Raw genomic sequence first — 26,539 nt, forward strand, 5'->3', positions numbered from 1 at the left:
AGCATAGGAAATCTAGGAGTCCCATGTAAGTCCTATTATGTTGAGACTGATGGGAGATTGTTCGTCACAAAATGACGGGCAAGGGAGCGCCGCGCCGATCGTCTCGGCACGACGACACACAGTCCTAATCGGGCGGATGGCGGCTGCGGATTCGACCCGTCGATGCAACACACTTGAGGCTTGCGGATTCAACCCGTCGATGCAACACACTTGAGGCTGCATAGCAGCAAGGAGTGTTGCAATGAAACAGAGACGGCGGATCTACTATACAGACAGCCAGAAGGCGTTAATGTGGGAGCGCTGGTGCAAGGGCGAATCGCTGCAGCAGATCGCCCAGCTGTTTGATCGGAACCATTCGTCGATACACGGGATTCTGGCGGAAACGGGCGGCATACAGCCAAAGCAACGGCACCGTTCGAGATTGGCACTGACTCTTGCCGAGCGGGAAGAGATTTCGCGCTCGATGATTTCTGGCGTTCGATTCGCGCAATTGCGAATCAACTCGGACGTGCTCTGTCGACCATTAGCCGCGAGCTCAAGCGGAACGGAGGTATGCCGGGCTATCGGGCGAGCAATGCTGACGAACATGCTTGGGAACGAGCCCGTCGCCCACAAATCTGTAAGTTCGTCAAGAACCGCGAACTTGCCCAGGTCGTGGCAAGCAAGCTCCGGCTGCAGTGGTCGCCCGAGCAGATCGCCGGTTGGCTTAAGCACGTGTACGCGGTCAACAGGGACTATCAGGTGTCGCACGAGACCATATACCGCAGCCTCCACATACAAGCTCGTGGTGCGCTCAAAAAGGAATTGCTCGAGCATTTATCCGTACGCCCTGAACCGCAAGACCCGTATTGCGGCAGGCAAGGAAATGGACTATTGGCGGCCGACGCGCTGCCGGCCTACGTGATCCGCCTCTATCACGCGGCAGGCCTGAAGAAGAAGGCGTCGACGCCGGTTCGATTCAGCCGACTGCCATGACGTTGGGCACATGGGCACGATAGGCCGACTCGATCACATGCATGAGCTTCATCCGAGGAATCCGGCCTCGGCCATCTGCAGATACTGGATCGCCGCGTCCGCGCGACCCTCAGATACGAGAGTCTGCGCCGTTTTGTAATCAAACTCGCGCAGCGGTTCGTTCTTGAACCAGAAAATCGCACGCTCGACATCGCCGGAGATGTCAGTGGCTGCGCGAAGCACGCGGAGCGTTTCGCGCAAAAAGCGCTGGATCGTCTCGGAATCCGGCGCACGGCTGATCGTGCTCCGATGGACATGAGCTTGCGCAGCGAGATCCTGCAGTTCGAGACGAAGCACGCTGCTGTAGCGCCGCGGCGAAATCGACACCGGGCTGGCGTCGGCGTCATGCAGGTATCTCATCAAGGCGCCGAAATCAGCCTTGAACGTCGGGACGGCATCAGCTTGAGTGGACATTTTGCGACCCCAATGCAACACATATACGACGTAATAGTAACGCGAGGGATGCTGGTTGGTTCAACAGCGAACAGGTTATCTGTTCTGCCCCGGCTGTCCTCGCCGGGAAGTTGGTGCCGCAGTTGTGGGATCCGGCCACGTCAGATCAATGATTGCAGGCGCTGTGCATCGTGAGGTCACCCGTCAATTGCGGGCAATCGGTCGACCGGACGGTGATTCGCTGTGCGCAGTGAGTGCCTGTGCTCGCGAGGTATTCGGTAGAGCGGCTAAAGCTGACCGCTGGCTCGGGAGGCCAGCGATCCGCCTCGACGGTGAAAGTCCGGTCACTTGTCTGCAAAACCACAACGATCCTGTAGATGTCTACAGCGCATTGGACGCGATTGCTTACGGCACCCCGCTGTAAGAGGCGATCGTATGCCGTGTTCAGTGGCCCGTGGAACGACCCGCCAGCGAGTTCCAGTTTGAGCGCCCATGTCGGTCTGCGATCCGATTCGGACTTGCACTAAAAGTGTAACTCTCATACAACGGTCGCAGATCGGACGGCGGGTATCGCTCGACCGTCATCGAAAATTTGTGTGCGTTTTGAACACCTATTGATTAATTTTTCCTGATTTCCTCACACACTTCGTCCAGAAGTTTGACGAATGAATTGTCCCTACTCGGGAAATGTCCGAGCCGTTACTTGTGCAAAAAGGGAAATTATATTCTTCTAATTTTCTGCGTCTCCATAACATGTCTCACTATTTTTTAATTCGCAGACGGCTTCTTCTATCCTTTCTGGCGATAAGAGCAAGAAAATTCCCCTTGCCGGCCGGCTGGGTCACGGCATAGATTGGGAGGTAGGAAACATCGAGGTGCGAAGCGATGACGCCATTCTCAAATGCGTTGGTGTATTACAGGAAGCGAGCTGGTCTGAGTCAGACGAATCTGGCCAAGCAACTCGGGGTCGCGATCCAGTATGTGTGGAAGCTCGAGCGCGGAGTGAAGCCGCCGCCGTTGCTTGGGCAAATCGAGCGCATCGCCGCGGCACTGGACATGGGCGAAGCCGATGTCGCTTCATTACTCGAGGCGGCCCGGGATTCACAAAAGAAATTGCGACTGCCTGACGACCTGCACTCAGACACGTTGCGGGTGATCAATCGTTTGGTGCAAGCAGCAACACGTCTAAACGGTGACGAAGTCACCCAGCTGGACGAATTGGTTGCGAGGATTGATCGGTAGCATCGCGCAAAAATACATTTCCCCATCAACCTATTGGATTAGGAGTGCTGCCTATTTAACAGAAAAGAAAAAACCAACCCATCTAGGACGGATTGGTTTCTTCGACCCGGCTGAGCGGGGCACCAACTACTGAGGTATTCGCAGCTTCAGTATAGCCCTCTCCTCATCCGCGTCAAGGCCCCAACTCGTCTCCTCGTTGCGTGGAAGTGACATTCACGCGGCCGGCGCTCGCCCCTACGGGCCGGCGCCCCCTCCATCCACGCGCCCTCAGAGGCGCAGGAGACATCACCATGCCTTCGTACGATACTCGCAGTGGCGGAAATTTTCGAGGTTTCACGCCCTCCGTCAAAAACGCTTGCTCGATGCCCTGGTATTCCCTGGCTGAAGAGGCGACGACCCTCTTGCTCGAGTTCAGCTCAGAGGTGCTGCGCTTCCGTAGCGCACAAGATAGAACATTTGATCTGCATGAGGCCGGCCAGACTTTTCGGTACACGCCCGACTACGAGGTTGTACGCCGCGACGGTTCGGTTGTCTTCGTCGAAGCCAAACCTGCAAAGGATTTACAGAAGCCTTCAGTACAGGTCCGCATGGCGCGCGCGAGAGCTATCCTCGCGCAGCACGGATACGCTCTTTTCATTTGGGACGAACGCACCTACATCTGCGGCACGCGTCACGAGACTCTGCGGCTCTTGCGGCCGTGGCGGGGGCGAATGTTATCCGAACGGATTCGAGAAGCACAGCGGCTCGTCGAAAAGAAGCATCCGAAAACTTTCCGAAACCTTGTACATCTAGCCCGTACGCGCGACGTCGCGTTAACCTGGATCGCCAATGGCGCCGCGGGCATCGATCTCGATGTGCCGCTGACCTCGGACGCAGCCATTTACGTCGCTCCTTCGGAGGTGCGCCATGCAGAAATTTTTAATTAAGCGTGGTGTCGAGTTCCGTGAGGGCGAGTACGTCTGGCGTGTCCAGAGTGCGCTGCCCGATGGTCGAATCGAGCTCAGCTCAGACTACGGCTCGCCAATACGCCTGCATGAAACGGAAATCTGGGCACGACACGGTAACGGGACATGGTCCGTCAGTATCGAATCGCTACGCGAAACGGGTGCCTCACCGATCGTTGTTGCCCGGCGTGATGTCTCCACCTTCGAAGAAAAGGATCTCGTCGTGATGCGTGCGAGGCTCGTCTACCTGAGAGCCGTTGAGGAGGCGAAGTGCTCACGCGTTCGCGAGGTCGAAACAGTCATCAAACGGGTCGCGTGTGAGGTTGGTGCATCGATGCCGCCGGACTATCGAACCTTCTGTCGCTGGAGAAAGCGCTATCAGCACTCACGTGATGTCATGGACGTGGTGCCGCGCCATGAGAACAAGGGGCGACGTGAAGTCCTCGACGGACCACTGCTCGCGCTGGTGGAGGATGTCATCGAAACGCACTATCTGAATGACCAGAAGCTCAACGTCGCGAGATTGTACGATCGCGTAGAGGAGGTCATTGACGCTTATAACGAACGTGATCCGGAAAATCTGTTACGCAAGATTAGTAGAGCGACGCTTTATCGCCATGTCGAGAAACTGAATGGCTATCTCGTCACCGCGGCCCGGGAGGGCCGCACCGAAGCACTGAAGCGGTATCGGCCGGTGTTTCGCCGGCTCAAAACAAAGCGACTCAACGAACGGTGGGAGATTGACCACACGCCGGTGAACTTGATGTGTGTCTGTGAGCGCACCCGTATGGTCATTGTCCGTCCGGTTCTGACGCTCATCATTGACGCGCACACCCGCATGGTGATGGGCTTTCATATTGGGGCGCGCTCGCCTGGCCAGGAGGAAGTCGGATGGGCAATGAGAATGGCCATGCTCAGCAAGCGCGATTTGTTGAATCGATTGGGTCTGGGGCACCTTGAATGGCTGGCGCGAGGTGTGGCAGAGATGGTCGTCGGGGACAACGCGTGGGAATTCCACGGGTCCGCCATGCGAGCAGGCTGTGACGAGTTGGGGATTTCACTCGTGTACTGCCCGAGGCGTGCGCCATGGTTCAAAGGCCGCATCGAACGGTTCATGCGCACGATAGCGGAACAGCTCTTTCACTTGATTCCCGGGACGACCCGATCGAACACCAAGGACCGTGGAGACTACCCGTCCGAGAAGCTTGCGTGCGTCTCTCTCGAGGAGCTGACGGTGTTTGTCGTGCGCTGGATTGTGGAGTGTTACCAGCACGCGCCACATCGCGGCCTGAAGCGCAAGACGCCAGCCCAGGTCTGGCAGGAGAGTGCACGGCTGACACCCATCTATATGCCGGCCGATCCGGATCAGCTATCTATCGCGTTTTCGGACACCATCATGCGCCCGATTACAAACAGTGGTGTGACGTTTGATCACCTTTCATACAACTCCAGTGCACTGCAGTTGCTCCGTCACAGCATCCCCGACGATGAAAAAGTCAGGGTTCGGTATTTCAATGAGCAGACCGGCTTTGTCTACGTCTATGACCCACGCCAGAAGGAATACCTTCGCGTTGATTGTACCGATCCGGATTACACGAAGGAATTGACCAGATGGATGCACAACGAAGTCACCGGCGCCATGCGAGACAGTAGCATCGATGTCAACCCTGTCTCGCTTCGGAAAGCACGTATTCGTCTCGCGGACGACATTGCCAAGGCGGAGCTTGATCAGAGACTCAAGAAGCGTAAATGGGTTGCGCAGATCAAGGGGAAGTCGAGCAAGGATCTTTTGTTGGGAGCCGCTGGCGGGAACGCCGTGGACGATTCCACCCAGTTCGATCAAGTGGATCCAGCGGTCGTCAGATTCGATAGTGTTCCTGAATTTTCAGTTACGAAGCGTACCGAACGGTGAGGAGATAATCATGAAACGATTTAATGTCCGCAAAAGCATCGTCGAACATCCCGATTTCGTTGCTGCGCTCAAGAGCATCGAGGACGTCCACCAGTGGCTGCGGGAATCCGGCGAGGCCGGTTGCCTGGCAACGATCGGAGAGTCTGGCGCCGGAAAATCGACCGTGCTCGAATGCTATCGCGCCAAGTTCCCCGTGCGCGAAGAGCTGCTGCGCCGGCATGCGCCGGTTTTGTACGTCATCGTGCCTGCTGTGCCAACCGTTCGGTCTCTTGCAGAAGCGATCTTGATTGCCTTGGGCGAGATTCCGCAAGCCGGTCAGTCGAGTGCGCGCCTCACGGAACAGATTGTCAAGCTGGTACACGGTTGCGGTGTCGAGATCATCATGCTCGACGAGTTTCAGCACTTTGTCGAGGGCGATCGTCGTTCGCTGAGACAGGTCGCGAACTGGTTGAAGGTGCTGCTGGACCGGCTCCCCGCCGCTGTTGTGCTCGCCGGGCTCCCGTCGCTGCTGGGTGTGCTGCGGGTCAACGGACAGTTGAGACGCCGTTTCTCGCGCGTGACGGAGATTCGTCGGTTCGATGTGAACACCCAGGAGGGTGCTCACACGTTTATTGGTGTGATGCAGGCGCTTGCCAAGGATATGCCCCTGCCGATGACGGACATTGCTGACAAGCGTGTTGCGATGAAGCTGTACTACGCGACTGCAGGCCTGGTGGATTACATGTGCAAGCTGTTGAACGGCGCCTACCAGATCGCCGAACGACGAGGTGCGAAAGCGGTCGCACTACATGATTTCGCCGCAGCGTTCCGCGTTCATATCTGGAAGGATGCGCCCCCGTCGCGCAATCCCTTCGATGCGAAGTTCAATGGTGTGCCGCTCGACCAACCGGGTGAGCCGTTTGCGGGAGACGTGCAATGACGATGCCTCTTCTTCTCAGCGTCGCGCCGCATCGTGGAGAGGCACTCTCGTCGCTGCTACATCGAGTTGCGGAGGTTAACGGGCTGAGTGGCCCAGGAATGGTACTTCGCCGCGCGGGCATGGTGGCCGCGCGCCCGCGCTTCGTCTCGGAGGTCGATGCGCTTGCCCGTGTTTGCCGGCTTTCCCCGAAACTGGTCCGGGCGATGACACCGCTGAGCGTAGGCGCGATGGACTGTAACGGGGTGAAGCACGCGAAGATTAGCTTGTACGGTCACTGGGTTGAACCCGATGCAATCCTTGTCGGCGCCAACGAGCGCATATGCCCGGTGTGTATCGCTGAGCACCAACATGTGCTGGGCGTGAATGCTTACATATTCGCGACGTGCTGCGCTGTCCACGGCGTCCAACTACTCGATCGCTGTCCGAGCTGTCGACGTGATGTGTCGTCCATGCGGCCGGGCCTGGCGCGTTGTCAGTGTGGGACGGATCTCGGGTCGGCCGCGTGTCAACCCGCGAAGCCGGACGACCTGATGATCACTCGGCTCATCGATCGACGCTGGCGTATGAGTTTTGAGCATGATGTGCGGGATTGTCCGCCAGGCGTCCCTCCCGATTTCGCCGCGCTTGACCTTGGGGAGTTGCTGCGTGTGCTTTCGTTTCTATATCGCGTCAGTGGTGCAACGAGTGGGTCGACAGATAAGGGGCTGCGCTCGAAGGCCATTTCCGAACTGACGCCACGCATGCAGAAAGTCGGACGGATCATGTTGGACTGGCCTCGGGGATTCGCGGAACTGGTCAACGCAGAACGGCAATACCGACCTCGGTCGGGTTCGATCCTGAGCTCGGCCCGAAGCGTTGAGCACATCTCCTTGCGTTTGTTCACGGAGTTGCCGGAGCCCCCGTTTGCGTTCCTTCATCGCGCATTGGTCGACGCAATAGGCGGCGAAGTGGTGCAAGCCGTGTGACGCGGTGTTGTTGTCAATGAGCCGTGGCGATCCGATTCAAATCGGATCGCCACGGGTTCCGACGTGGGACTTCGAATCCGGGTGAGGTGAACATCATGAAAGCGTGCCGTTGTGGTACATGGCGATCCGAATGCATGGTCGAGCGCGTGCCTGAAGAGGTCTGGAGCAGGCTCGTGAATCTTGTGCAGAAAATGGTCAACGAGTCAGGCGAGCCGGAGGGATTTGATGCGAAAAAGTGGTTGTGTACGTGGCTGCACGAAGAGGTTCCGTCACTCGGGTGGAGGAAGCCCGTCACGTATCTCGATACCGCCGACGGAGAGGAACTTGTGGCCCGGACGCTGCTGAGCATGCAGACAGGCGCCTATCGCTAGGAACGAGCACCTCATCGATGTGGAGTTCGATATGGAAAATCGCAGTTGGGCATCGTATTCGGTCATACCGGCGAATGCGATGTTACGGTTACCGCTTGCGCTTCGCGTCGAACCATATCTCGACGAGTCGTTGTCGTCGGTGCTCATGCGCCTGGTGGATGTCAACGGTCTGAGAAGTGTTGGGGCGTTGCTGCGCGACGCCGGTTGCGTTGCGTTCGGTCCGCTGGTTTCCGCCGAGATTGCGGAATTGTCTCGTGTTTGCCGGATCGGTCAATCGACGATGAGATCGATGTGTCCGGTCGAAGTTGGTGGGCGAGCACGAGGGACCGCCTTCAGTTACGCGGTGGGGCGTCACGTGATTGAGGCGAGGCATTTGCTCGTTCGAGAGCGCGAGCGGATTTGTCCACTGTGCCTTCTAGACGGCGGCATCATGCTTGCGTCACATCGTCTTACGTGGATGACGGCATGTCCCGTGCATGCTGTTCAATTGCTTGATGTCTGTCCGCAGTGCGAGAAGCCGATCATGATGACGCGCCCAAACATGACGCGATGCCGATGTGGTTTCGATTTTTCTCGCATTGAACCCGCGGCATCTGCACTGGAGGAAACTGAGAACGCGTGCTATCTGGACCAGTGCTGGCGCATGCCGCCAACGACAGGATCCGAACTTTCCGAACGACTGACGGCAGTAGAGAAGCGAGTGGCCCGGCAACATACCGTTCTAACAAAAAGGGGCAACGACTTGGTCGACCGGCGGGGAGTTCCGTTGCATCAGCTACGGAACGCATTGGGCTTCAACTGATTCGCGTGGAGGCTGAACTTACTGCGGCAGTCGATCGGTATCCGAGACTCGAACATCGTGACGCGATTGCCAAGGATGACCGAGATGAGCTGTATCGACGTCTCTCAGGAGCTTCAGGCTCTGGTGGCCCGCCGTCGCCAGCTCGTCACATTATTAACGTCCGAGCGGCAACGACTTGGAATCAGTCACGAGGCCGTACGCGAAAGTGTGACCGCCGTCATTGGGGTTCTTCGAGGTCAACTCAAAGCTGTTGAAGCCGCCCTGGCGAAGCACGTCAAAGCGCATCACGCGAGTCTTGTCGACCTGCTGTCCAGTGTCCGTGGAATCGGTCCTGCTACCGTCTCCACACTGATCGCCGACGTGCCCGAACTCGGCAAGCTGACGCGGCGTGAGGTCAGCGCACTGATCGGGGTAGCGCCCTTCAACCGCGATTCAGGCGTTTCGCGGCAAACGAACAATCTTCGGCGGACGTGCGGCCGTCAGGCGCATGCTGTACATGGCGGCGCTAGCAGCCGTCCGCTTCAACCCAGTGATCGGGACCTTCTATCATCCGCTCGTCGCGACCGGTAAGCCGAACAAGGTGGTCCTAGTTGCCTGCATGCGAAAGCTGCTGACCATCCTCAACGCCATCGCAAAAACAGGAAAGCCGTGGGATGAGTCCATCCACACGGCGTGACTGGTAAGACAGTTGCTCATTAATTACTGACAGGCCCCGATCCGCGGATAGTCGGTATAGCCCCGTTCTGCTCCACCGTAAAACGTACTGCGGTCATAGTTGTTCAGTGGCGCTTGCATTTCCAGCCGTTGGACCAGGTCGGGATTCGAAATGAACATCCGGCCAAAGCCTATCGCATCCGCGAGTCCTTCGGCAATTGCTGCGCTACCGCTCTCGGCATCGTAGCCTCCAGCCGAAATCACCCGCCCCTTGAACGACCGCCTGAATAGAGCGGCATTGTTCGCGCTATCCACACTCAAATCCTCGCCGACACCGATCGATGACGAACGCGGTTCGATCAAATGCAGGTACGCGAGCCCGAAGCCATTGAGTTCACTGATTACATGACCGAAAAGCGCTTGCGGGTCGCTGTCGTACATGTCGTTGAAGTTGCCGTGCGGGGATAGGCGTACACCGACCCGGTTCGAGCCGATCGCCTGCGATACTGCGGCTACAGTCTCAAGCAGGAATCGCGAACGCGCGGCGATCGAGCCACCATAACGATCTGTGCGGCGATTGCTACCGTCCTGCAAGAATTCATCAAGCAGATAGCCATTGGCAGCATGGAGTTCGACGGCGTCGAATCCGGCTTCAAGGGCGTTCAGCGCAGCGTGGCGGAAGTCCTCGACGATAGCAGACACTTCTTCGGTATCGAGTGCTCGGGGCGTTTCGAAATCAACCAGCGAGAATGCGGGTGTAAACGCCTGCCCAGTCGCCGGCGCGATCGCGGATGGTCCGACGGGTAATGATCCATCAGCGTTGTATGAAGAGTGGGATGCGCGTCCACTATGGACGATTTGCATCGCAACAAGCCCACCCTGTTCGTGAACTGCTTTAGTCACCTCGCTCCAGCCGACGATCTGCGCACGACTGTAAATGCCTGGCATGTTCGGGTATCCGTGCGCTTGCGGCGTAATGGCGGTCGCCTCCGTAATGATCAAGCCGGCAGTAGCCCGTTGCGCATAGTAAGTTGCACTGAGCAAAGTTGGCACGCCGCCTGTGGCAGCCCGCATTCGAGTCAACGGTGGCATCACGATTCGATTCGGCAATGACAGTGCACCGAGAGACAAGGGGGTGAAGAGGTTATCGAGGGGCATGATGGTCTTCCAGGTAAAGATGAAGTAATCAAGATCAGACAAGGGCGTTGCATACTTGACGACGGGGAGATCGTAGCTTTGAAAGACAAAAGCGGTCAGTTGTTGACTCTTTGGGTATCCAGCACTGAATCGTTTCGTGCGACAGTGCTAGCCGGCCTCGTTTCGACTTTGCTGCTCACCAACAGCACAAGGGCCGCGATCTCGCACATCGCGCCAACCCAGCCGAGGTGTTCGACTCCGCCATGGCTTAGCGTGTACGCCCCGATCGATGCACCAAGGGCAAAGCCCATATAGAGAAAAGACGCGTTGAGCGACAGCGCTACTGGCGCCGCTTGACTGCCTGCGACCTGAATCAGGCGGGCCTGCTGTGCCGGGTGAACTGCCCATGCGGCAATACCCCATACGACGACGATAACGAGCATCGGTATCAACGCGGCGTTGGGGGACACGAAGTGGCCCAGTAGCGACAGCGAGATCAGAGCAACGGAAAGTGCCGGAAGGCCGATAGCGATGATCCTCCTTGCACCGAGCCGGTCTGTGCCGATACCGCCTGCGAATACCCCCACCGCTGCTGCGGCCCCCCATAGAAAGAAGACGATACCAAAGTGAGTGGCTTGCAGCGTCGTGATGGACGATAGCAAAGATGCCAGATACGTATAGACGGCATAGGTACCGGACGACCAGAGTGTTGTCATTGACAATGCTTTCAGGACGGCCGGGCGTCGAATGATGGTGAAGCGTTCCCTGAGGCCCGCGACATGAGCTGCCGTATCGTTGTGCGTCTTGAGGCCGACCGTCAGTCCGACGGTCGCGAGCGTGGCGAGCGCCGCCACGGACGCGAATGTCGCATGCCAGCCACACGCATTGCCCATGAGCGTGCCTAACGGCACACCAAGAGCAATCGCGACCGTAGTCCCCGCGCTAACAATCGCCAGCGCCTGGCCGCGACGTGCTGGTTCGACCAATGCGCTGGCGAGAGCGATAGCAGCAGGCATGTACACGCCCGCAGTCAGCGCAAGCATGATGCGGGCGACGACCAGGTCCCAGTAGCTGTACGAAAGTGCAGCAATTACATTGCTGAGCGCAAACGCGCTTATGGACACGAGTAGAATCTTGCGACGATTGTGATGACTGGTTAGCGCAGTAATAAACGGCGAGCAGATGGCGTAGGCCAACGCGAAGATCGTCACCAACTGCCCCGCGGTGGCGGTGGAAACGGATAGATCCTTCGCCACGGCAGGCAAGATCCCTGCGATCATGAAGCCTTCCGTGCCGATGGCGAATGCGCCGAGCCCCATCCAGTAGAGCGGGGTGAGCGATACACGGCCGGCGGGAGAGTTTGTCATTTGAGCACCTCGTCTAAGGGAACCACGTCATGGAGGTGAAGATACGAGAGCGAAAATTTGGAATAAATATCTATTCATGTAATGTATTGTTTCTGCGGAGAAATAATCTAGTCGAGTGCCCTCTTGCAACGCCATGTACGCCCGCCCATTCCATTTCATCGCTCAGCGAGCGTTCTATTCCGCACGTGACGTGCTTCGCTTCATCCCGGTCGACATTGTGCAAACAGAATCTGGATGCGGTCGACCTGGGGCGGGAGAAAGTCGTTCCACTGAACGATCTGTCCGTTCCAACGAAGTTCGCTCAACGAGCTAACTAAGTAGTGCGAATTTATCTAGGGATGACAAAATGCGTGCCCGTTATCCAATAACCCGATTTCATGCGAGCGAGCCGACAGCGCCGAGAGCAGGATCATTTCATGCCGATTGGCAGGCGCTCGCGAGCCGCGACACTGTGGTTTGTAGATCAAGTCCCCACACTGGATGGGCAAGCCCGTCAGCGCACAACACCCATTCTTGCGAGCAGTCACGTTGACCCAGACTTGGTCGATATAGTGACAGCTTGTCGGATCACACCACGACACCAGCAGCGAATTTTTGCCATGCGGTTCGATAGCTTTTATCGACGTTCGGTTGGGAACCCAGTTTGTCCGCTCCGGCAAGTCTCGAGCTGAACGTGGGTCGGGACGTACGGGCGCCGGCGGGGACATCCTGAGCGTTGCCGGGGACTGCCCCGAAGCAATGGCGAGCGACATCAGGATCTGGTTCCATGAACTGCGTTCGTCCATATGGAAAATTTTCCTGGTCGGAATTTCGGGGGGCAGTGTCAATTGAACTTCAGTTCACCGAAATCCAGCGACACAAGCAGAGGTTCAGGTATCTTCTGCAATTGCGCGTCGTAGGCATAGATTCGCCGCGTTGTCGGCATCTTGATACCTTGAAAGTCTCGATAGTTGGTCGTGTAGTTCGCGCCGCTTGCACCGCCGAGAATATCGACTGTGTAGTCGTGACGCCGCATCAAACCGTCGGGGCCGAAATGCGTGATCTGTGTCTTGGTGTGGCTCGCAATATAGTCCGGGAAGGTAATCTTCAAGCGGCGCCACTTCTCGCCGTTCTCGAACCACGGTTCGATTTCTTCCGTTTCAAAGCCTGGATAGGTATACAGAAATGGCGAAGTCAGATAGGTCCACAGCGCCTCGCTGGCGAAATACGCGACGTGGAATTTGTCCCACGGTGTTTCGATGGTCTGGCCTGAATAGGCGGCCTCCGGATGATCGCGTGTTTCAACGACATCACCATTGAGTGTCTCCAGCGTCAGCTTGCCGGGACGAAAGACACTCTTTCGGTCAGGCGCGCTAAACGGTGTAATGGTGAGTTGCTCCGAGTGCGTCTTGATCGAGAACACCTTGTCACTCAGAAGGCCCGGTTGCTGCTTGAGATGCCAGATGGCACCATCAATCGACACCGGCGCTTGCAGCTCCGTGAACTCGTTCCAGCGTTCGAGACCGCCGTGTGCGATAACGGCAAGTTCCAGCAGGTCGTTCATAGCGTGCTCCTTTCGATGAATAGCCGGTTTTACTTGGCAATACGGCGATTTGCGGCGGCGACGGTTGTGATATCACGCGCGATATCCTGCGGTTGCCTGGCAGCGTATCACTCGAAGCGGACCGTGACGCGGTGTGCAAACTCGTTGCGGATATCGCATTTCCGACAACCGTTAATCTAACCGGACAGCAAGATCGTCGAATGCCGCAAATCCCTCCTTTTGGGACATTGCGGAACGGCTGAAGGGCGTATGTAATTGCCTGCGTCGTTTTACGCGATTTCGCGGTCCCACGGCGGTAGTGGTTGCCACGTCTCGACAAGCCGATCGATAAAGAGGCGAACCTTCGGTGTCAAATGCCGCCGCGTTGGATAGATCGCACGGATCGGCATTCCTTCGACGGAGAAGTTCGCGAGAATCGGCCGCAACCGGCCTTCGCGGATGTCTGACGCCAGCAGGTAGGTGGGCAGGTTCACAATGCCTGCACCGTCGACAGCCGCTGCCACGAGTGCCTCCGCGCTATCCATGCGCAATCGACCGCGTGTATCCATCACGCGGTGGTCGATGCCCGCAAAGCTCCAGGGTTGTGGCCGCCCCGCACTCACGAACTGGAGGCACTCGTGATCGACGAGATCGGACGGGGTGGCCGGTACGCCTCGCTTTTCCAGATAGCCTGGCGAGGCGCAGACTGCCAGCCGTTGGGTTGCAACCGTGCGTGCGATGAGGCGAGAGTCCGGCTTGGGTTCGCCGATCCTGATTGCAATATCGAAACCCTCATCCACCAAGTCGACGAACCTGTCCGTAAAACTGACCTCGGCAGTGACAGCAACCCAGCTTGCCAGAAAGGATTCGATAACCGGCAGCACCTGTCGATGGCCAAGCGCAATGGGAACGCTGATTCGGAGTGCCCCGGTTGGCGTCGCGCTTCGCGCGGCCATGGCTGTTTCGGTCTCTTCGAGGTCGTCAAGGATCTGAGTGCACCGCGCAAAGAAGGCCGAGCCATCGTCGGTGAGCCCCAGACTGCGCGGAGTACGATGAAGCAGGCGAACCTGCAGGTGCGACTCGAGACGTGCGATGATTTTTCCCACCGCGGAGCGCGTAAGACCAAGTTGTTGCGCCGCCGAGGTGAAACTTCCAGCTTTCACCACGGCGACGAAGGTCGCAATGTCGTTCACGTTGCCAAGTGCCACTTCGATTTCCTCGCAAGTTGAGGCGTCCCGCGCTACGAAGACGACGCAGCCGGGACGCGTACTCATACCGTGGTTCAGGCGACCGACTCCACTATCGGCTCTTGGCTCGCAATCGGTGTTTGATGGAACGGGTAGTCTGTATAGCCGACAGCCGTACCGCCGTAGAACGTATCGCGGTCGTAGTCATTCAACGGCAGTCCGCGACGGAAACGCTCCGGCAGGTCGGGATTCGAGATGAAGTAACGGCCGAACGCCACCAAATCGGCACTACCTTCGGCAATGATCGCGTCTGCCGAATCCGCATCGAATCCACCCGCGGCGATGATCACGCCGCGATACGACTGACGGAATAGCCGTGCAGCGATCGGGTTTTGATCCCGACTTTCATCGGCAGAATTGCCGGCTATCCGCGGCTCGATCAGATGGAGATAGGCCAGATCCAGTCGATCGAGTTCCTTCACGACGTGCGTGAAGAGCGCCACCGGGTCGCTATCCGACATATCACCAAACGAACCGCTGGGGCCAAGGCGCACACCCACACGATCGCTGCCCCATACGGAAATCGCTGCTTTAACGATCTCGAGAAGGAAGCGGGCTCGATTTGCGATCGATCCACCGTAGGCGTCTTGGCGTCGGTTGCTACCGTCGTGCAGGAATTGGTCGATGATGTAGCCGTTGGCGCCGTGGATTTCCACACCGTCAAAGCCAGCCTCGAGACCGCGATCTGCCGCAGAGCGAAAATCTTCAACCAGCTTCCTGATTTCGGCCGCAGTCAATGCACGGTTAGGGGTGCTCGGCACCCATCCATTGGCGGTGTAGGCAAGGCCTTCCGACTCAACCTCTGAAGGGCCGACAGGCAGCGCCCGGTTCGGCTGCATATCCCGGTGTGACTGGCGCCCGGCGTGGAACAACTGAAGAAAAATGCGGCCGCCCTTTTCGTGAACCGCGTCGGTGATCCTTTTCCAGCCTGGAACCTGGGCATCGGAATAAATCCCTGGCGCTCCCAGATAGCCGTTGCCGTTTGGCGAGACCACGGTCGCCTCCGACACGATAAAGCCGCCCGCCGAGGTGCGCTGTGAATAGTATTCGCGCATTAACTCGTTGGGTACATCGCCTTCTTCGGAGCGCATCCGAGTCAGCGGCGCCATGGCGACGCGGTGTTGCAATTGATAGGGGCCCAGCTTGACGGGCTTGAAGAGTTCAGACATGACGATCACCTGTTCCGTGAGTAATGCGCCGGTGAGCTCACCGCATATGGCAAGGCGGGGCGCTTACGGCGCTGCGTTTCCGCATGTGACGACTGCTCGGATGAGCAGATGAACGGAGATTAGATGATCGGTCTTCGACAATAAATATCGCTTTTGGTCCAGCTTTATTTCATGTATGGAACAATCTCATCGGCCGCTTACTTGCGCAGTCCGGGTTTGCTCGCTGTATCGCTGGTAGAAAACAGCGTGACCAGCCAGTCGACAAATACCCGGACCTTTGCGCTCAGATGACGGTTCGGTGGATAGACGACATAGACAGGAATCGGCTCGGCCCACCAATCGGCGAAGGCTGGCTCGAGCGTACCGTTATCGAAGTGCATATGACTTAAGAAGGTCAGTGCATGCACGACTCCCAGACCCGCCAGGCCCATGGCGAGGCATGCAGTCGAATCGTTCGCGGTCAGCGTGCGATCGGGCGTTACCTCGACTTTTTCGCCATTCCTGCTGACGACGATTGGGAAGGCACGCCCGGTTCGCGCGGCGACCATCTGGATCACGTCGTGTCCGTGTTCCAGTTCGGACGGATGCTTGGGGCGGCCGTGTCTCTTCCAGTAATCCGGGGTGGCGCAAAGCACTTGACGGACTTCGCCGAGCCGTCTCGCGACCAAAGACTGGTCTGTGATCTTCCCGGTGCGGACAACACAGTCGATATTGTCGGCTACCAGGTCAATCGGGCGGTCGCTTACACCGAAATCCAGCTGTATATCGGGATAGCGTGCGACAAACTTCGGCAGTGCGGGAATGATGAGGCCGAGGCCGATCGGCACCGGGAAATCCACGCGCAGCCTCCCGCGAGGATTACTCTTCGCCCGCGACATGACACCTTCGAGTTCTTGAAGCTCGTTGAGCAACCGCACAGCGCGTTCGTAGTATGCGGTGCCGTCGGCGGTCGGGCTGACCTTGCGCGTGGTGCGGTTGAGCAGCTTGGTATCCAGTTGCGCTTCGAGCGTTTGGATCAGGCGTGTGACAGTTGGCTTGGGAATGTCCAGGGTTTCCGAGGCCCTTGTAAACGTTCCTGTTTCCACCACGCGCACAAAGGCCTGCATCGCCTGAAACTTGTCCATGGGACGCCTGTTCGAATTGGATTTGCCGAGTCGCACCGGCCGAGGGTGCGACTTGATGATACATCGAGTCGCGGCGGTTTTTTGTGGTTGTTGAGCGCTGCGTACAACGACATCGTGATCGCTCGTCATCTTTAAGGGGACGCACATTCCCCACCGATCCTCCTATTCTCTGCTTCAGGCGGCAGTTTTGATCGGCGGCCAACTCACGTCACGTGCAGTGCCGTCCACATTCCCATTTACCTGAGTCGGAGAACATCCTTGGATGCCAATCAATTTGCCAGTTCATCCGTAAAACCGCCCCTCGTGGGCGATAGCGTGACTGACATCCCTACCAAGCCGGCGGCGAGCCGGCAATCGTGGCCGGCCGTTTTGTCTGTCGCGGTGGGTGCGTTCGCCTTTGTTGCGACCGAATACATGCCCGTGGGCGTGCTGCCGCAAATCGCCCGAGAACTTGGCGTCACGTCCGGCACGGCGGGCCTTATGACAACAACACCTGGAATCATCGCCGCGATATCCGCGCCCGCTCTGCTGCTCGCCGCCGGTCGAATCAACCGTAGGCTGATTCTGTTGATGCTGGCTGTCCTTCTGCTGGCCTCAAACCTGATTTCGGCAATCGCACCAAGTTTCGCGGTGATGCTGATCGGGCGCGCATTGCTCGGAGCCAGTCTCGGCGGTTTTTGGACCGTGGCGCTGGGTGCGTCGGGGCAATTGGTCCGCGAGGATCAGGCTGCCCGTGCGAGCGCGACGATTTTCATGGGCATCACGCTGGCCACTGTGGTTGGCGTTCCCCTCGGCACCTTGATTGCCGACCTGACGTCGTGGCGCATGTCGTTTTTTGCGACCGCAATTCTCGCGGCGCTGGCGTTGGCGGCGCAGATCGTACTGTTGCCGTCGATTCCGCCGAAGGCCGCAATGAGGGCCAGCGATTTCGGTGCCATGCTGTCTCGTTCCAATGTCCGCCGCAGCCTAATGATGGTCGGGTTGCTGTTCGGTGCACACTTCGCGGCATACACGTATATCGCGCCATTTCTCGAGCGTAACGCGGCGCTCGGCGGGCACTGGATTACCGCGGTGCTGCTTGGTTTCGGAATCGTCGGTTTTGTCTCGAATTTTGCGGCCTCGGCATTTGTCACGCGTCATCTGAAGCTGTCCCTACTCGTCCTGGCCACACTCGTCATGGTTGCGCTCTTTGCGCTGCCTGTGTTGCAGGCGTCGCATGTCGGCGTGATCGCGACGGTCATGGTCTGGGGCATCGTGTACGGCGCGATCCCGCTCTGCCTGAGCGTATGGATGCAACTGACGTCGCCCCATCGCCCTGAGGCAGGTTCGTCGATGTTTGTCAGCACCGTGCAGATAGCGATCGCCCTCGGCTCGCTCGGGGGCGGTGCCGTGGTGGACCATCTCGGCATTGCTTCGACGATGCGCTTCGGTGGTGCTCTCGCGTTGCTCAGCCTGTTTGTGATCGTGACGTTCAGCACGCGCGAGGCCGCACTTAGGGAGGTGCTGGAAAAGTGACCTGTACGGGTGACAGACACTGATCGGCACGCCCCGACAGCCGCCCTGCTTTCGGGGTTAGATGACCTTGCTGCGTGGGCAGTGCCTATGAACGGGAATCCGGCGCCGTACCATCGATGCGTGGATGGCGAATTGCTTACCGGAGCGATCGGTAGCGCGCGTGAACAAACATCGGGAGCGGTGGTCAGACTGTAACGACCAAGCGGCCGAAATGCTGATTTCGCTCGAGTGTTCGATGGGCTTCGGCGATCTCTTCGAATGCGAAACGTTGCGAGATGACTGTCTTCAGCTTGCCGGATGCAAGGCCATCGACGATAAACGCGACGGCATCCGCTTGTCGCGCAGGCGTGGTGGTCGTGTCGAAAAGGTTGTAGCCGTGGATCGTGATGCGCTTGGAAAGCACCGCCAGCATGGGAAGCGGAGTAACGTCTTCACTGAGCGCGCCGTACACCAGTATCGTTCCGCCGGGTACGGTTGCGTCGACCAGCTTTGCAAAGGCGGGGCCACCTATCGGATCGAATACCAGATCGGCACCGTTTCCGCCAGTAAGGCGAGCGACCTCCCCAACCAGGTTTTGCTCACTCGTCACGATCACGTGCGCCGCGCCCACTTCCAGCAACGCGTCGCGTTTTTCGCGAGTGCGAGTGAGCGCAATCGGAATGGCGCCGAGCGCATTCGCAACCTGAATTGCCCCGATCCCGACACCGCTGGACGCTGCTGGAATCAGGACGGTCTGTCCGGCGGACAGGCGGTTGTTTTCGGTGAACGCTGCATAGGGTGTGATGAACACGTTCCAGATTGCTACCGCATCTTCGAAGGAAATCGGCGCTGTATGCCTGACGACCGCATGCGCAGGCGCAAGGACGACTTCGCCGTACATCCCGTAATCATTCATCGAAAATGAAGGTACCGTGCTGACAACGTCGCCCGGCGCCACATGCGTGACGTTTGCGCCGACCAAGTCCACCACGCCTGCAATTTCGTATCCCAGTCGCGCAGGTAGTGTCGCGGCCTCGACGTAGACGCCCTGGCGCCACATCACTTCAGCCCGGTTGAGGCCGATTGCTTTGACTTCGATGCGAACCTCGTCGGCTGCGGGTGCCGCGACCTGGACATCGTGAATTTCAAGAACTTCGGGGCCGCCAAAGCGGGAAAAGCTGACTACGCGGGACATACCTACCTCGAAAGATTGAACAACGTGGCAAATGCCACCGAACCACCGCATTGGACGTCACGGCACCGTTAAGCGAGTTCGACGTGCCTTCCGGTATCCGACGACTCGGTTGCAGCATTGATCAGCTGATGCACGCGGACCGCGTCTTCAAAGGTCGGCGCGGTATGGCTACCCGTGTGCAGATCATTCGCATAGGCGGCGTACAACTGTGCGAGTTCGAGCACAGCCGACGGTAAATCGGACGAGGGGAGCCGATCATACGAGTCAGGCACAGGCAATCGTGAAAGCGGAATATTGTTGCCGTGCGCGCCTTCGATCACGTAATCGTCACCGACGTCGCCGAATGCCGAACGGTTGGTGATACGCAGATCGCCCTCGGTACCCGTAATGTCGATCTGAACGCCCGAGCCATTGCGTTTGCCACCTTCGATGTGTACCGAGACAACGGCGCCGTCATGTAACCGCCCAGCCAGCACGAGCTGGTCGGGTGTCGATGTTGGCAGCACTTCGCCCGTCTGCTCGATCGTCACCAGCTCGAACTGGTTGACACTGAGTGCCGCGACGCTGAGGGGCCAACCGGTCGCCTCGAAGAGCATGTCGAGGAAGTGCCCAGCGTAGATGGCAATGACGCTCGAGAAGTTTTCCGGCGGAATGGTCCAGCGCAGTGCGCTTGAGCGCACGGCCTGGAAGTAGTTCATGCTCACGTGAATGCGGACCGAACGGAGCCCGCCGACGTAGCCCTCGGTGATTAAATCCCGGAGGTAACGATTATGGGGCGCGAGGCGGCGCTGCAGGCCGACGATGTGACGTACGCCCGCGCTATTGGCGAGTTCGATCAGTTCGCGCGATGTGTCGATATTGGGTGTGAGCGGCCATTCGCAGTAAACATTCTTGCGCGCTGCGATGGCCGCACGCACGCCCTGTTCATGCTGCGGCGCGGTCGTCAGAATGATGACCAGGTCGACTTCTGGATGCTCGACCAAATCGGTCAGCGAGTCGGTGACATATTTGAAGCCGTAACGTTCGGCCAAGGACCGCGCGGCATCGCCTCGTTGACTGTATACGGCAGTGAGTTCGTATTGTGGCAGGAGGCTCAACACGCGCACATGGCCATGTTGGGCCCAGTTTCCTACACCAACGATACCAACGCGGATCGGGGCGGGGGTGGATACTTCAAAAACAGTCATGACATCACCTGCGTAAAGTGTGAAGCGGACAGCGAACGCAGCAAAACCGCGCTATCCCATGCATATTGTTCGGTTTGAGAAGAGCGCATCCGGCTCAGGAAAACATGTCGTTGAACTGCGTAACGAATGCCGCTTCGTTTGGTCCGGCATGGTTGCGTATCGGACGAGCGATCTCGACGAGCGCCTCGTTCGCATCCGTGTCGAGTTCGTGCATTGTTTGCTCGATGAACGACGCGAGCGGCATTGCCCGCGGTTCGTTTTTGCTGTCCAGCAAATCGGTTTGAACCCAAGGCGGCGCGATTTCGACCACCCGCACCGATGTGTCTTTCAGCTTGTAGCGCAGAGATTGAGTGTACGAATGGATCGCGGCTTTGGTCGACGAGTAGACGCCGGCAATCGCCATCGGCACGAATCCGAGCACTGACGATACATTGATGATCGTTGCGTCGCGCTGCTGTTTGAGGTGCTCGACGAGCGAGCCTGTCATGCGGATCGGGCCCATGAGATTGGTGGTCAGCGTCGATACCAGCATCGCATCATCGACAGGATGGCCGAGATCGTCGATGTGCATCACGCCCGCATTGTTGATGAGTACGTTGAGCGACGGCCAATTGGCGAGAAGTGTTTCCGCAGCCGACGCGATGCTTCGCGGATCGGCGATGTCGAGTTCGATCGCGCGCATTCCGGGGTTGGCTGCGATCGTTTCGTCCAGATTTGCGCGACGTCGCCCAGCAATGATGACCTGATTGCCGAGTCGATGAAATGCTTCGGCGAGTCCGCGACCGATGCCGGAACCGCCGCCGGTGATAAGAATCGTATTTCCGGTCGTTTTCATAGATTTTCCTCAATGTTGATGTCGACGAGTCCGCCACGACCCGATGAGAAATCGATACATCCGCCCGTATCGACTGGATCAGTCTGACGCAGTGCGGCAACGATACTTGCGGCCAGCGTGGCAATAAACAGGTCGCCAGATAACGTTCTATTTCATGGGAGAAATAATCGAATCATTCTTGGACATCTGACGCGGCGATGCTCAGCCGATGCTCAAGGGGCCGGATCGGACGGCGGCGAGTTCGGTTGAAAAGGCAAGTACTTGCCCCAACGGACGATGATGAAGCCAGATGTTGCTTACGACACCGCTCGCATTTCGACACAGGACGGTGACACCGGCGACAGCGTTGCCGGCGAAGACGCCTTCCCATGCGATATAGGTATGCGAGTCAGTGCTCGCTTCGTGGACAAAGATAAGCGATTCATACATATTTCGCGTCGCATCGAAAAAGCGTCTGATTTTGGCGGCACCCACCACTGGCGCGTCGAGAACAGTTGCTTCGAGCGTCGCATCTTCCGTGAACGCGGCTGCAAACGTTTCCAGGGACCGTTCGTTGACCAGTTCGATCCACTTGCGAGCTGACGATATGGAGGTCTCGTACATTTCCATTTCCTTCATCGTAAGTGGGTCGTTGGCCGGACACGTTGAACTCCCGGGGACAGCCTATCGGAAATGCTCTTGCGTGACATGTCAAAACTCCACCTTTTCGGGTCATTCAAACGAGAGCAGGTGTGTTTATTTTGGTAAACTAAACAAATGGAATGGTCTCGTGGAGACGCTTTGAACAGAAATCGGCGCGTGATAAAGTCGAAACGGTGAATCGGTCAAACATACGCCCCCAAAACTCCAGCGGCGCGGGTATTTTGATAGGAGTCCATCTCTACGAAATGCGACTCGTTTGCCGACGCACGATGTGATTCACCTATGGCGACATCGACACAACATGCTGCGTATCGGCCTTGTTCTATTCCCGGGTTTTGGCGTCATGAGCCTCTGCACGATGTCGGTCTTCGACATCACGAACATTGAGCTTGGTGAGAGATTCTACGACATTCATCTGATTTCCGAAGCTGGTGGTCCAATACGGAGCTCGATGGGCGCTATCGTCGAGACGGAGCAGTTCGACGACTCGTCGTTCGACACGCTGATCATTTGCGGCACCGGAGGCATGCCGTCCAGTGCCGCGTTCCGGGCGTATCTGCGCAGGGTCGCCAGTAGTGCGCGACGCATCGGCACAACTTGCCGAGGGGTGTTTTCATTAGCTGAAGCCGGCATCCTGGACGATGTTCGAGTCACGACTCATTGGTCCTTCGCCGCCGATTTCCGACGCCGTTTCCCCCATGTCAGACTTGACGAGGAGCGACTTTTCATCGCCGATGGTCCCATATGGACCTCGGCCGGTATGACCGCAAGTATCGATCAGTCTCTCGCGATGGTCGAGAAGGACCTTGGTTTCAATATCGCGAAAGCCGTCGCGAAGAATCTCAATTTGCCATATCGGCGGTCCGGTGGTCAGCCGCAAGCGTCCGTTCTCCTCGACCTCGGTCCGAAGACCGACCGGATTCAATGCGCGATTGCGTACGCGCAATCAAATCTTCATAAAAATCTGTCGGTCGAAGAACTTGCGCGTGCGGCGCATCTGAGTCCACGCCAGTTCGCACGGGTGTTTAGAGAAGAAACGGGCATATCCCCAGCAAAAGCGATCGAAAAGATGCGTATTGAGGCAGCCAGGCTGCTCGTGCGTGACGGGCGTCATTCAATCGAGCTGATCGCAAGACAGACTGGCTTTGGGAAGGCCGAACGGATGCGGCGTGCTTTCATGCGTGTGTATGGCAAGCCGCCACAGGCGCTCCGGCGCGATGCCCGAGTCGACAAGGATGTGTATGAGAGCGAGCGATCATTGGCGAGCGTCATTGAGTAAGCCCGCTTCGGCATATTGCGACGGGGCCTTCATGCCGGTTGATAGCCGACGTGAAGACCCCGTCAGGCGATTGTGGAATTACGAACGAAGGAACGTGAGCAGGTCCGCGTTGACCTGGTCTGCGTTAACGACGCACATTCCGTGCGAGGCGCCCGGGTAGACTTTCAGCGTTGCATTTCCAACGATCTTCGCGGACAAGCGACCGGAGTCGTCGATTGGCACGATCTGATCGTCGTCGCCGTGCAAGATCAGCGTTGGGACGTCGATCTTCTTCAGGTCGTCCGTGTAATCGACCTCGGAGAACTCACGGATGCACAAATACTGAGCGTAGACACTGCCTGTCATGCCTTGCGCCCAGAACGCGTCGATCGTGCCTTGGGAGAATTTCGCGTCTGGCCGATTGAAGCCGAAGAACGGTATCGCCAGATCTTGATAGAACTGTGAGCGATTTTCGGAGACGTGCTGACGGATACTGTCGAACGCTTCGAGCGGTTGGCCACCCGGGTTCACGGCAGTTTTCAGCATGAGCGGGGGCACTGCGCCGATTAGCACCGCCTTTGCGACTCGCTTTGTACCGTGGCGGCCAATGTAGTGCGCAACCTCACCTCCGCCGGTGGAGTGACCGACCAGTGTGGCGTCGTGAAGATCAAGGGTATCGAGCAGTGCAGCGAGATCGTCGGCATACGTATCTATGTCGTTGCCTGTCGACGGCTGCCCCGAGCGACCGTGACCGCGACGATCATGTGCAATGACCCGATAGCCGTGCTGCAGTAGAAACAGCATCTGCGCATCCCAGGCATCGGAGTTGAGTGGCCATCCGTGAGAAAAAACCACTGGGCGGCCTTCGCCCCAGTCCTTGTAATAGATTTGCGTACCGTCTTTAGTCGTGATCGAGCTCATAGGAGATGCTTCAGAGAGGTGATATGAATTTGGATAGCTAAGAAAATATTGTGAGCCGGGAGCGAAGAGCGGTTTGTCCTGATCCAGGATGGCTAATGCGCTAACCTGATCATGGGCAACCGCGACTATCACTCGCTTATTGGGACTTTGTAGCCTCTTCAATCACCTTCGCCACCGCGCGCGGTTGCGAGATGTAGACAGCGTGACTGGCATTGATCTCGGTTGTGGTGGAGTGCGAGCGGTTGTACATCGATCGCTCCAGATCGGGATTGATCGCGCGGTCCTCGGTTGCGACAATGGCGAAGCTCGGCTTGTTCTTCCATGCCGGAGATTTGATGGTTGCAGAAATGGCCTTCACCGAAGGCAGCACCTGTGAGACTGCCATAATCTCGGTTTCAGCCCGCGGTAGATCAGCCGCGAAGGCGTCATGGAACTTGGCAGGAGGAAGGAACAAGAATCCGTCCTTTGTCGGCGCAATGTCGTTTGAGGCGGCGGGCTTGCTAGCGAGTAACTGCCCAGCGCTTTCTCCAGTGTCCGGTTGCAGCGCGGCAACATAGACGAGACGCTCCACGCGCGGATGATTGCCGGCTTCGGTGATGATTGCACCACCGTAGCTATGACCAACCAGCACGGCTGGGCCATCTTGCTGGTCCAGAATTCGGTTGGTTGCGGCGACGTCGTCCGCGAGGGATGTTTCAGGCGGTTGCACGATGCTGACCATATAACCGTCCTTGCGGAGGATATCCGCGACCGGCTTCCAACCGGACCCATCCACAAAGGCGCCATGTACCAGCACGATGTTCTTGATCACCCCAACGGGGGCAGCGATCGCGTGTATGGCGCCCATGAGCGTGGTCATCGACAAGGCGGCTATCAAGGGAAGATGCTTGGGCATTACCGTTCCTCTTCTGTGTTGTCGGGATCAATGCGCTGATAACGAACGTCGGAAATTACCAAGCTCGATCGTTGCCGGCGTTGCCGCAGAGCGGCTATCGCTGGCGGTAATCGAAGTGTTCGCGAATACCGGTGAGCTGCGGATTTGCCACCCATTCGATATTTCCGAGAATCTTATATAGATTCAGCTTTTACCATCAGTCGCAAATCCCTCTTTTCGTGCCATGTTGAGGCGCGGCGACCGGACCGCTACGCTTGTCTGCCTTGAAATAGCGTGTACTGGTCAGCTTCGTGACATTTACATGAACGCTGTATCCAGAAATCAAACCAGTGGCCTCGAGCCGTTTGACGCGTTGCAGGCATGGGCTCGCCAACACCTACGCTCGTCTGAAGCTCTTCCGTGACAAGGTTCTGGAGTAAGGCTCGATTCGAGAGTCGAGCAGCTCGTCGAGTTCAGGTGACTGAAACCTGCTGTATCGAGCGCACGGCCAGCGACCTTGACGAAGCTGGAGCTCCCAATAGGAAAGGATGAGGGGGCGTCCGGATAGGTTGCGAATCGTGATCGTATTTCCGCGTTGCTCGTCACTGCAAAACGAAAATCCGACGTCAACGCGATGGCGGTCTCGCCAAACCTCCCAGATCTTGATCGCACCGAGTGCCGTCGAAACGACCGCCCCCCACAGGGCGAGTGCCAACGAGAGAGACGGACCATTCATCGACTATTCCCCGCATCGTATGCGCGAGCGTTAAGCACTCTGGAGTGCGGCCGCGCAATCCTACCCAGCAATTGTGGCCATCAACTGGTTCAGCGCCAAGGCGAGCCCAATCGCATAGGCATGAAGCATGATGGGCAACACCACGACATTCGAAGACCATGCACGGACGCCCCCGGTTTGCCAAGCTTTCATTTGCGACGGTTTGAAGGTATTCCTTATCTCGTTGTCATGCCGTTCGGCGATGTCTGCAAACAACCCCGCGCAACATCGAGTGGCCGCTGCGGAGCCGTGCGAAAGGCGCTTCGCGACCCTTCTGAGCCGTTCGACTCCTCCACAACTCGGTGGCGGCTATCCAAGTCCAACAGTCATCCGCTTCTACTGTCGCTTTTCCAGTCGCCCGTCCACTGGTGCCCCAAACTATCCAAATTCTCCCCTCATCCACGCCGGCGCTGTCGAAGCGTCTGCGATGGGAGAACCCCGAAGTAGGCGCGATAGAGCGCGGCAAACCGGCCAAAGTCCCAGACACCGAATCGACCGCAGATCGCGGATACCGTATCGCCCGGCATTGCATTGCAGAGGGCTGCGCGGATGGCATGCATGCGGTACAGCGCCAGG

The 26,539-nt window shown here is 57.8% G+C and carries 22 protein-coding genes and 4 pseudogenes; 11 read left to right on the forward strand and 15 right to left on the reverse strand.

Features of this window, described 5'->3' with window-relative positions; translation table 11 throughout:
* Positions 1-241 precede the first annotated feature (241 nt).
* Positions 242-819 (forward strand): annotated as a pseudogene (locus G3N64_RS21655) (helix-turn-helix domain-containing protein); the annotation flags it as partial.
* Positions 820-1,023: 204 nt separating this feature from the next.
* Here the strand turns inward: G3N64_RS21655 and G3N64_RS21660 are convergent.
* Positions 1,024-1,428: a DUF2384 domain-containing protein gene (locus tag G3N64_RS21660; protein WP_205785743.1), complete on the reverse strand. Its 405-nt coding sequence runs from the start codon at positions 1,426-1,428 to the stop codon at positions 1,024-1,026.
* An 864-nt stretch (positions 1,429-2,292) separates the two neighbouring features.
* Between G3N64_RS21660 and G3N64_RS21670 the strand changes: the two genes are divergently transcribed.
* The 8 genes and pseudogenes from G3N64_RS21670 (at position 2,293) to G3N64_RS21705 (ending at position 9,238) form a co-directional block, all read left to right on the forward strand.
* Complete coding sequence (locus G3N64_RS21670; protein ID WP_205785745.1) at positions 2,293-2,649, forward strand: helix-turn-helix transcriptional regulator; 357 nt, start codon at positions 2,293-2,295, stop codon at positions 2,647-2,649.
* A gap of 290 nt (positions 2,650-2,939) precedes the next feature.
* Positions 2,940-3,575, forward strand: coding sequence for a TnsA endonuclease N-terminal domain-containing protein (locus G3N64_RS39845; protein WP_241021138.1), 636 nt, complete (start codon positions 2,940-2,942; stop codon positions 3,573-3,575).
* On the forward strand, positions 3,556-5,505 hold the full coding sequence (locus G3N64_RS21680; RefSeq protein WP_205785746.1) for a Mu transposase C-terminal domain-containing protein: 1,950 nt from the start codon (positions 3,556-3,558) through the stop codon (positions 5,503-5,505). Before G3N64_RS39845 ends, G3N64_RS21680 begins: the two co-directional genes overlap by 20 nt.
* A gap of 10 nt (positions 5,506-5,515) precedes the next feature.
* Positions 5,516-6,424, forward strand: a complete 909-nt coding sequence (locus G3N64_RS21685; RefSeq protein WP_205785747.1) for a TniB family NTP-binding protein — start codon at positions 5,516-5,518, stop codon at positions 6,422-6,424.
* Positions 6,421-7,389, forward strand: a complete 969-nt coding sequence (locus G3N64_RS21690) for a TniQ family protein (RefSeq protein ID WP_205785748.1) — start codon at positions 6,421-6,423, stop codon at positions 7,387-7,389. The genes G3N64_RS21685 and G3N64_RS21690 overlap by 4 nt, the downstream gene beginning before the upstream one ends.
* 95 nt (positions 7,390-7,484) lie before the next feature.
* A complete protein-coding gene (locus G3N64_RS21695) occupies positions 7,485-7,760 on the forward strand; it encodes an antitoxin Xre/MbcA/ParS toxin-binding domain-containing protein (protein WP_241021139.1) in 276 nt (91 codons plus the stop codon).
* A gap of 31 nt (positions 7,761-7,791) precedes the next feature.
* A complete protein-coding gene (locus tag G3N64_RS21700; RefSeq protein ID WP_205785749.1) occupies positions 7,792-8,562 on the forward strand; it encodes a TniQ family protein in 771 nt (256 codons plus the stop codon).
* 84 nt (positions 8,563-8,646) lie between these two features.
* Positions 8,647-9,238: pseudogene (locus G3N64_RS21705) on the forward strand (transposase).
* Positions 9,239-9,261: 23 nt separating this feature from the next.
* Here G3N64_RS21705 and G3N64_RS21710 read toward each other — a convergent pair.
* The 6 genes from G3N64_RS21710 to G3N64_RS21740 form a co-directional block, all read right to left on the reverse strand.
* On the reverse strand, positions 9,262-10,416 hold the full coding sequence (locus G3N64_RS21710) for an alkene reductase (protein WP_241021140.1): 1,155 nt from the start codon (positions 10,414-10,416) through the stop codon (positions 9,262-9,264).
* Between the two features lie 53 nt (positions 10,417-10,469).
* Complete coding sequence (locus tag G3N64_RS21715; RefSeq protein ID WP_205785751.1) at positions 10,470-11,720, reverse strand: MFS transporter; 1,251 nt, start codon at positions 11,718-11,720, stop codon at positions 10,470-10,472.
* An 823-nt stretch (positions 11,721-12,543) separates the two neighbouring features.
* A complete protein-coding gene (locus G3N64_RS21725; protein WP_205785753.1) occupies positions 12,544-13,263 on the reverse strand; it encodes a hypothetical protein in 720 nt (239 codons plus the stop codon).
* Between the two features lie 269 nt (positions 13,264-13,532).
* Positions 13,533-14,450: a LysR family transcriptional regulator gene (locus G3N64_RS21730; protein WP_346778832.1), complete on the reverse strand. Its 918-nt coding sequence runs from the start codon at positions 14,448-14,450 to the stop codon at positions 13,533-13,535.
* Positions 14,451-14,524: 74 nt separating this feature from the next.
* Positions 14,525-15,658 carry an alkene reductase gene (locus G3N64_RS21735; protein ID WP_205785755.1) on the reverse strand — a complete coding sequence of 378 codons (1,134 nt, stop codon included), beginning with the start codon at positions 15,656-15,658 and terminating at the stop codon, positions 14,525-14,527.
* Between the two features lie 197 nt (positions 15,659-15,855).
* A complete protein-coding gene (locus G3N64_RS21740; protein WP_205785756.1) occupies positions 15,856-16,782 on the reverse strand; it encodes a LysR family transcriptional regulator in 927 nt (308 codons plus the stop codon).
* Positions 16,783-17,040: 258 nt separating this feature from the next.
* Here G3N64_RS21740 and G3N64_RS21745 point away from each other — a divergent pair, with 258 nt between their 5' ends.
* On the forward strand, positions 17,041-18,297 hold the full coding sequence (locus G3N64_RS21745; protein ID WP_205785757.1) for an MFS transporter: 1,257 nt from the start codon (positions 17,041-17,043) through the stop codon (positions 18,295-18,297).
* Positions 18,298-18,481: 184 nt separating this feature from the next.
* Here the strand turns inward: G3N64_RS21745 and G3N64_RS21750 are convergent, their stop codons facing one another.
* From G3N64_RS21750 to G3N64_RS21765, 4 genes are all read right to left on the reverse strand, one after another.
* Positions 18,482-19,471 carry a zinc-dependent alcohol dehydrogenase family protein gene (locus G3N64_RS21750; protein WP_205785758.1) on the reverse strand — a complete coding sequence of 330 codons (990 nt, stop codon included), beginning with the start codon at positions 19,469-19,471 and terminating at the stop codon, positions 18,482-18,484.
* Positions 19,472-19,539: 68 nt separating this feature from the next.
* Positions 19,540-20,658 (reverse strand): Gfo/Idh/MocA family oxidoreductase, encoded by a 1,119-nt coding sequence (locus G3N64_RS21755; protein ID WP_205785759.1) that lies wholly within the window; start codon positions 20,656-20,658, stop codon positions 19,540-19,542.
* 94 nt (positions 20,659-20,752) lie between these two features.
* The gene (locus tag G3N64_RS21760) at positions 20,753-21,493 is read right to left on the reverse strand and encodes an SDR family NAD(P)-dependent oxidoreductase (protein ID WP_205785760.1); all 741 of its coding nucleotides are present in this window, start codon (positions 21,491-21,493) and stop codon (positions 20,753-20,755) included.
* Between the two features lie 201 nt (positions 21,494-21,694).
* Positions 21,695-22,096: a nuclear transport factor 2 family protein gene (locus G3N64_RS21765; RefSeq protein WP_205785761.1), complete on the reverse strand. Its 402-nt coding sequence runs from the start codon at positions 22,094-22,096 to the stop codon at positions 21,695-21,697.
* A gap of 340 nt (positions 22,097-22,436) precedes the next feature.
* On the opposite strand from G3N64_RS21765, the gene G3N64_RS21770 reads away from it, so the two are divergent.
* On the forward strand, positions 22,437-23,414 hold the full coding sequence (locus tag G3N64_RS21770) for a GlxA family transcriptional regulator (protein WP_205785762.1): 978 nt from the start codon (positions 22,437-22,439) through the stop codon (positions 23,412-23,414).
* Between the two features lie 78 nt (positions 23,415-23,492).
* On the opposite strand, the gene G3N64_RS21775 is transcribed toward G3N64_RS21770, so the two are convergent.
* From G3N64_RS21775 to G3N64_RS21785, 4 genes and pseudogenes are all read right to left on the reverse strand, one after another.
* Positions 23,493-24,314 (reverse strand): alpha/beta hydrolase, encoded by an 822-nt coding sequence (locus G3N64_RS21775; protein WP_205785763.1) that lies wholly within the window; start codon positions 24,312-24,314, stop codon positions 23,493-23,495.
* A gap of 136 nt (positions 24,315-24,450) precedes the next feature.
* Positions 24,451-25,209: an alpha/beta hydrolase gene (locus G3N64_RS21780; protein ID WP_241021141.1), complete on the reverse strand. Its 759-nt coding sequence runs from the start codon at positions 25,207-25,209 to the stop codon at positions 24,451-24,453.
* 280 nt (positions 25,210-25,489) lie between these two features.
* Positions 25,490-25,585 (reverse strand): annotated as a pseudogene (locus tag G3N64_RS40435) (Lrp/AsnC family transcriptional regulator); the annotation flags it as partial.
* Positions 25,586-26,358: 773 nt separating this feature from the next.
* Positions 26,359-26,539, reverse strand: a pseudogene (locus tag G3N64_RS21785) (helix-turn-helix domain-containing protein); the annotation flags it as partial.

This window comes from Burkholderia sp. Ac-20344, assembly GCF_017104975.1.
Lineage (GTDB): Bacteria > Pseudomonadota > Gammaproteobacteria > Burkholderiales > Burkholderiaceae > Burkholderia.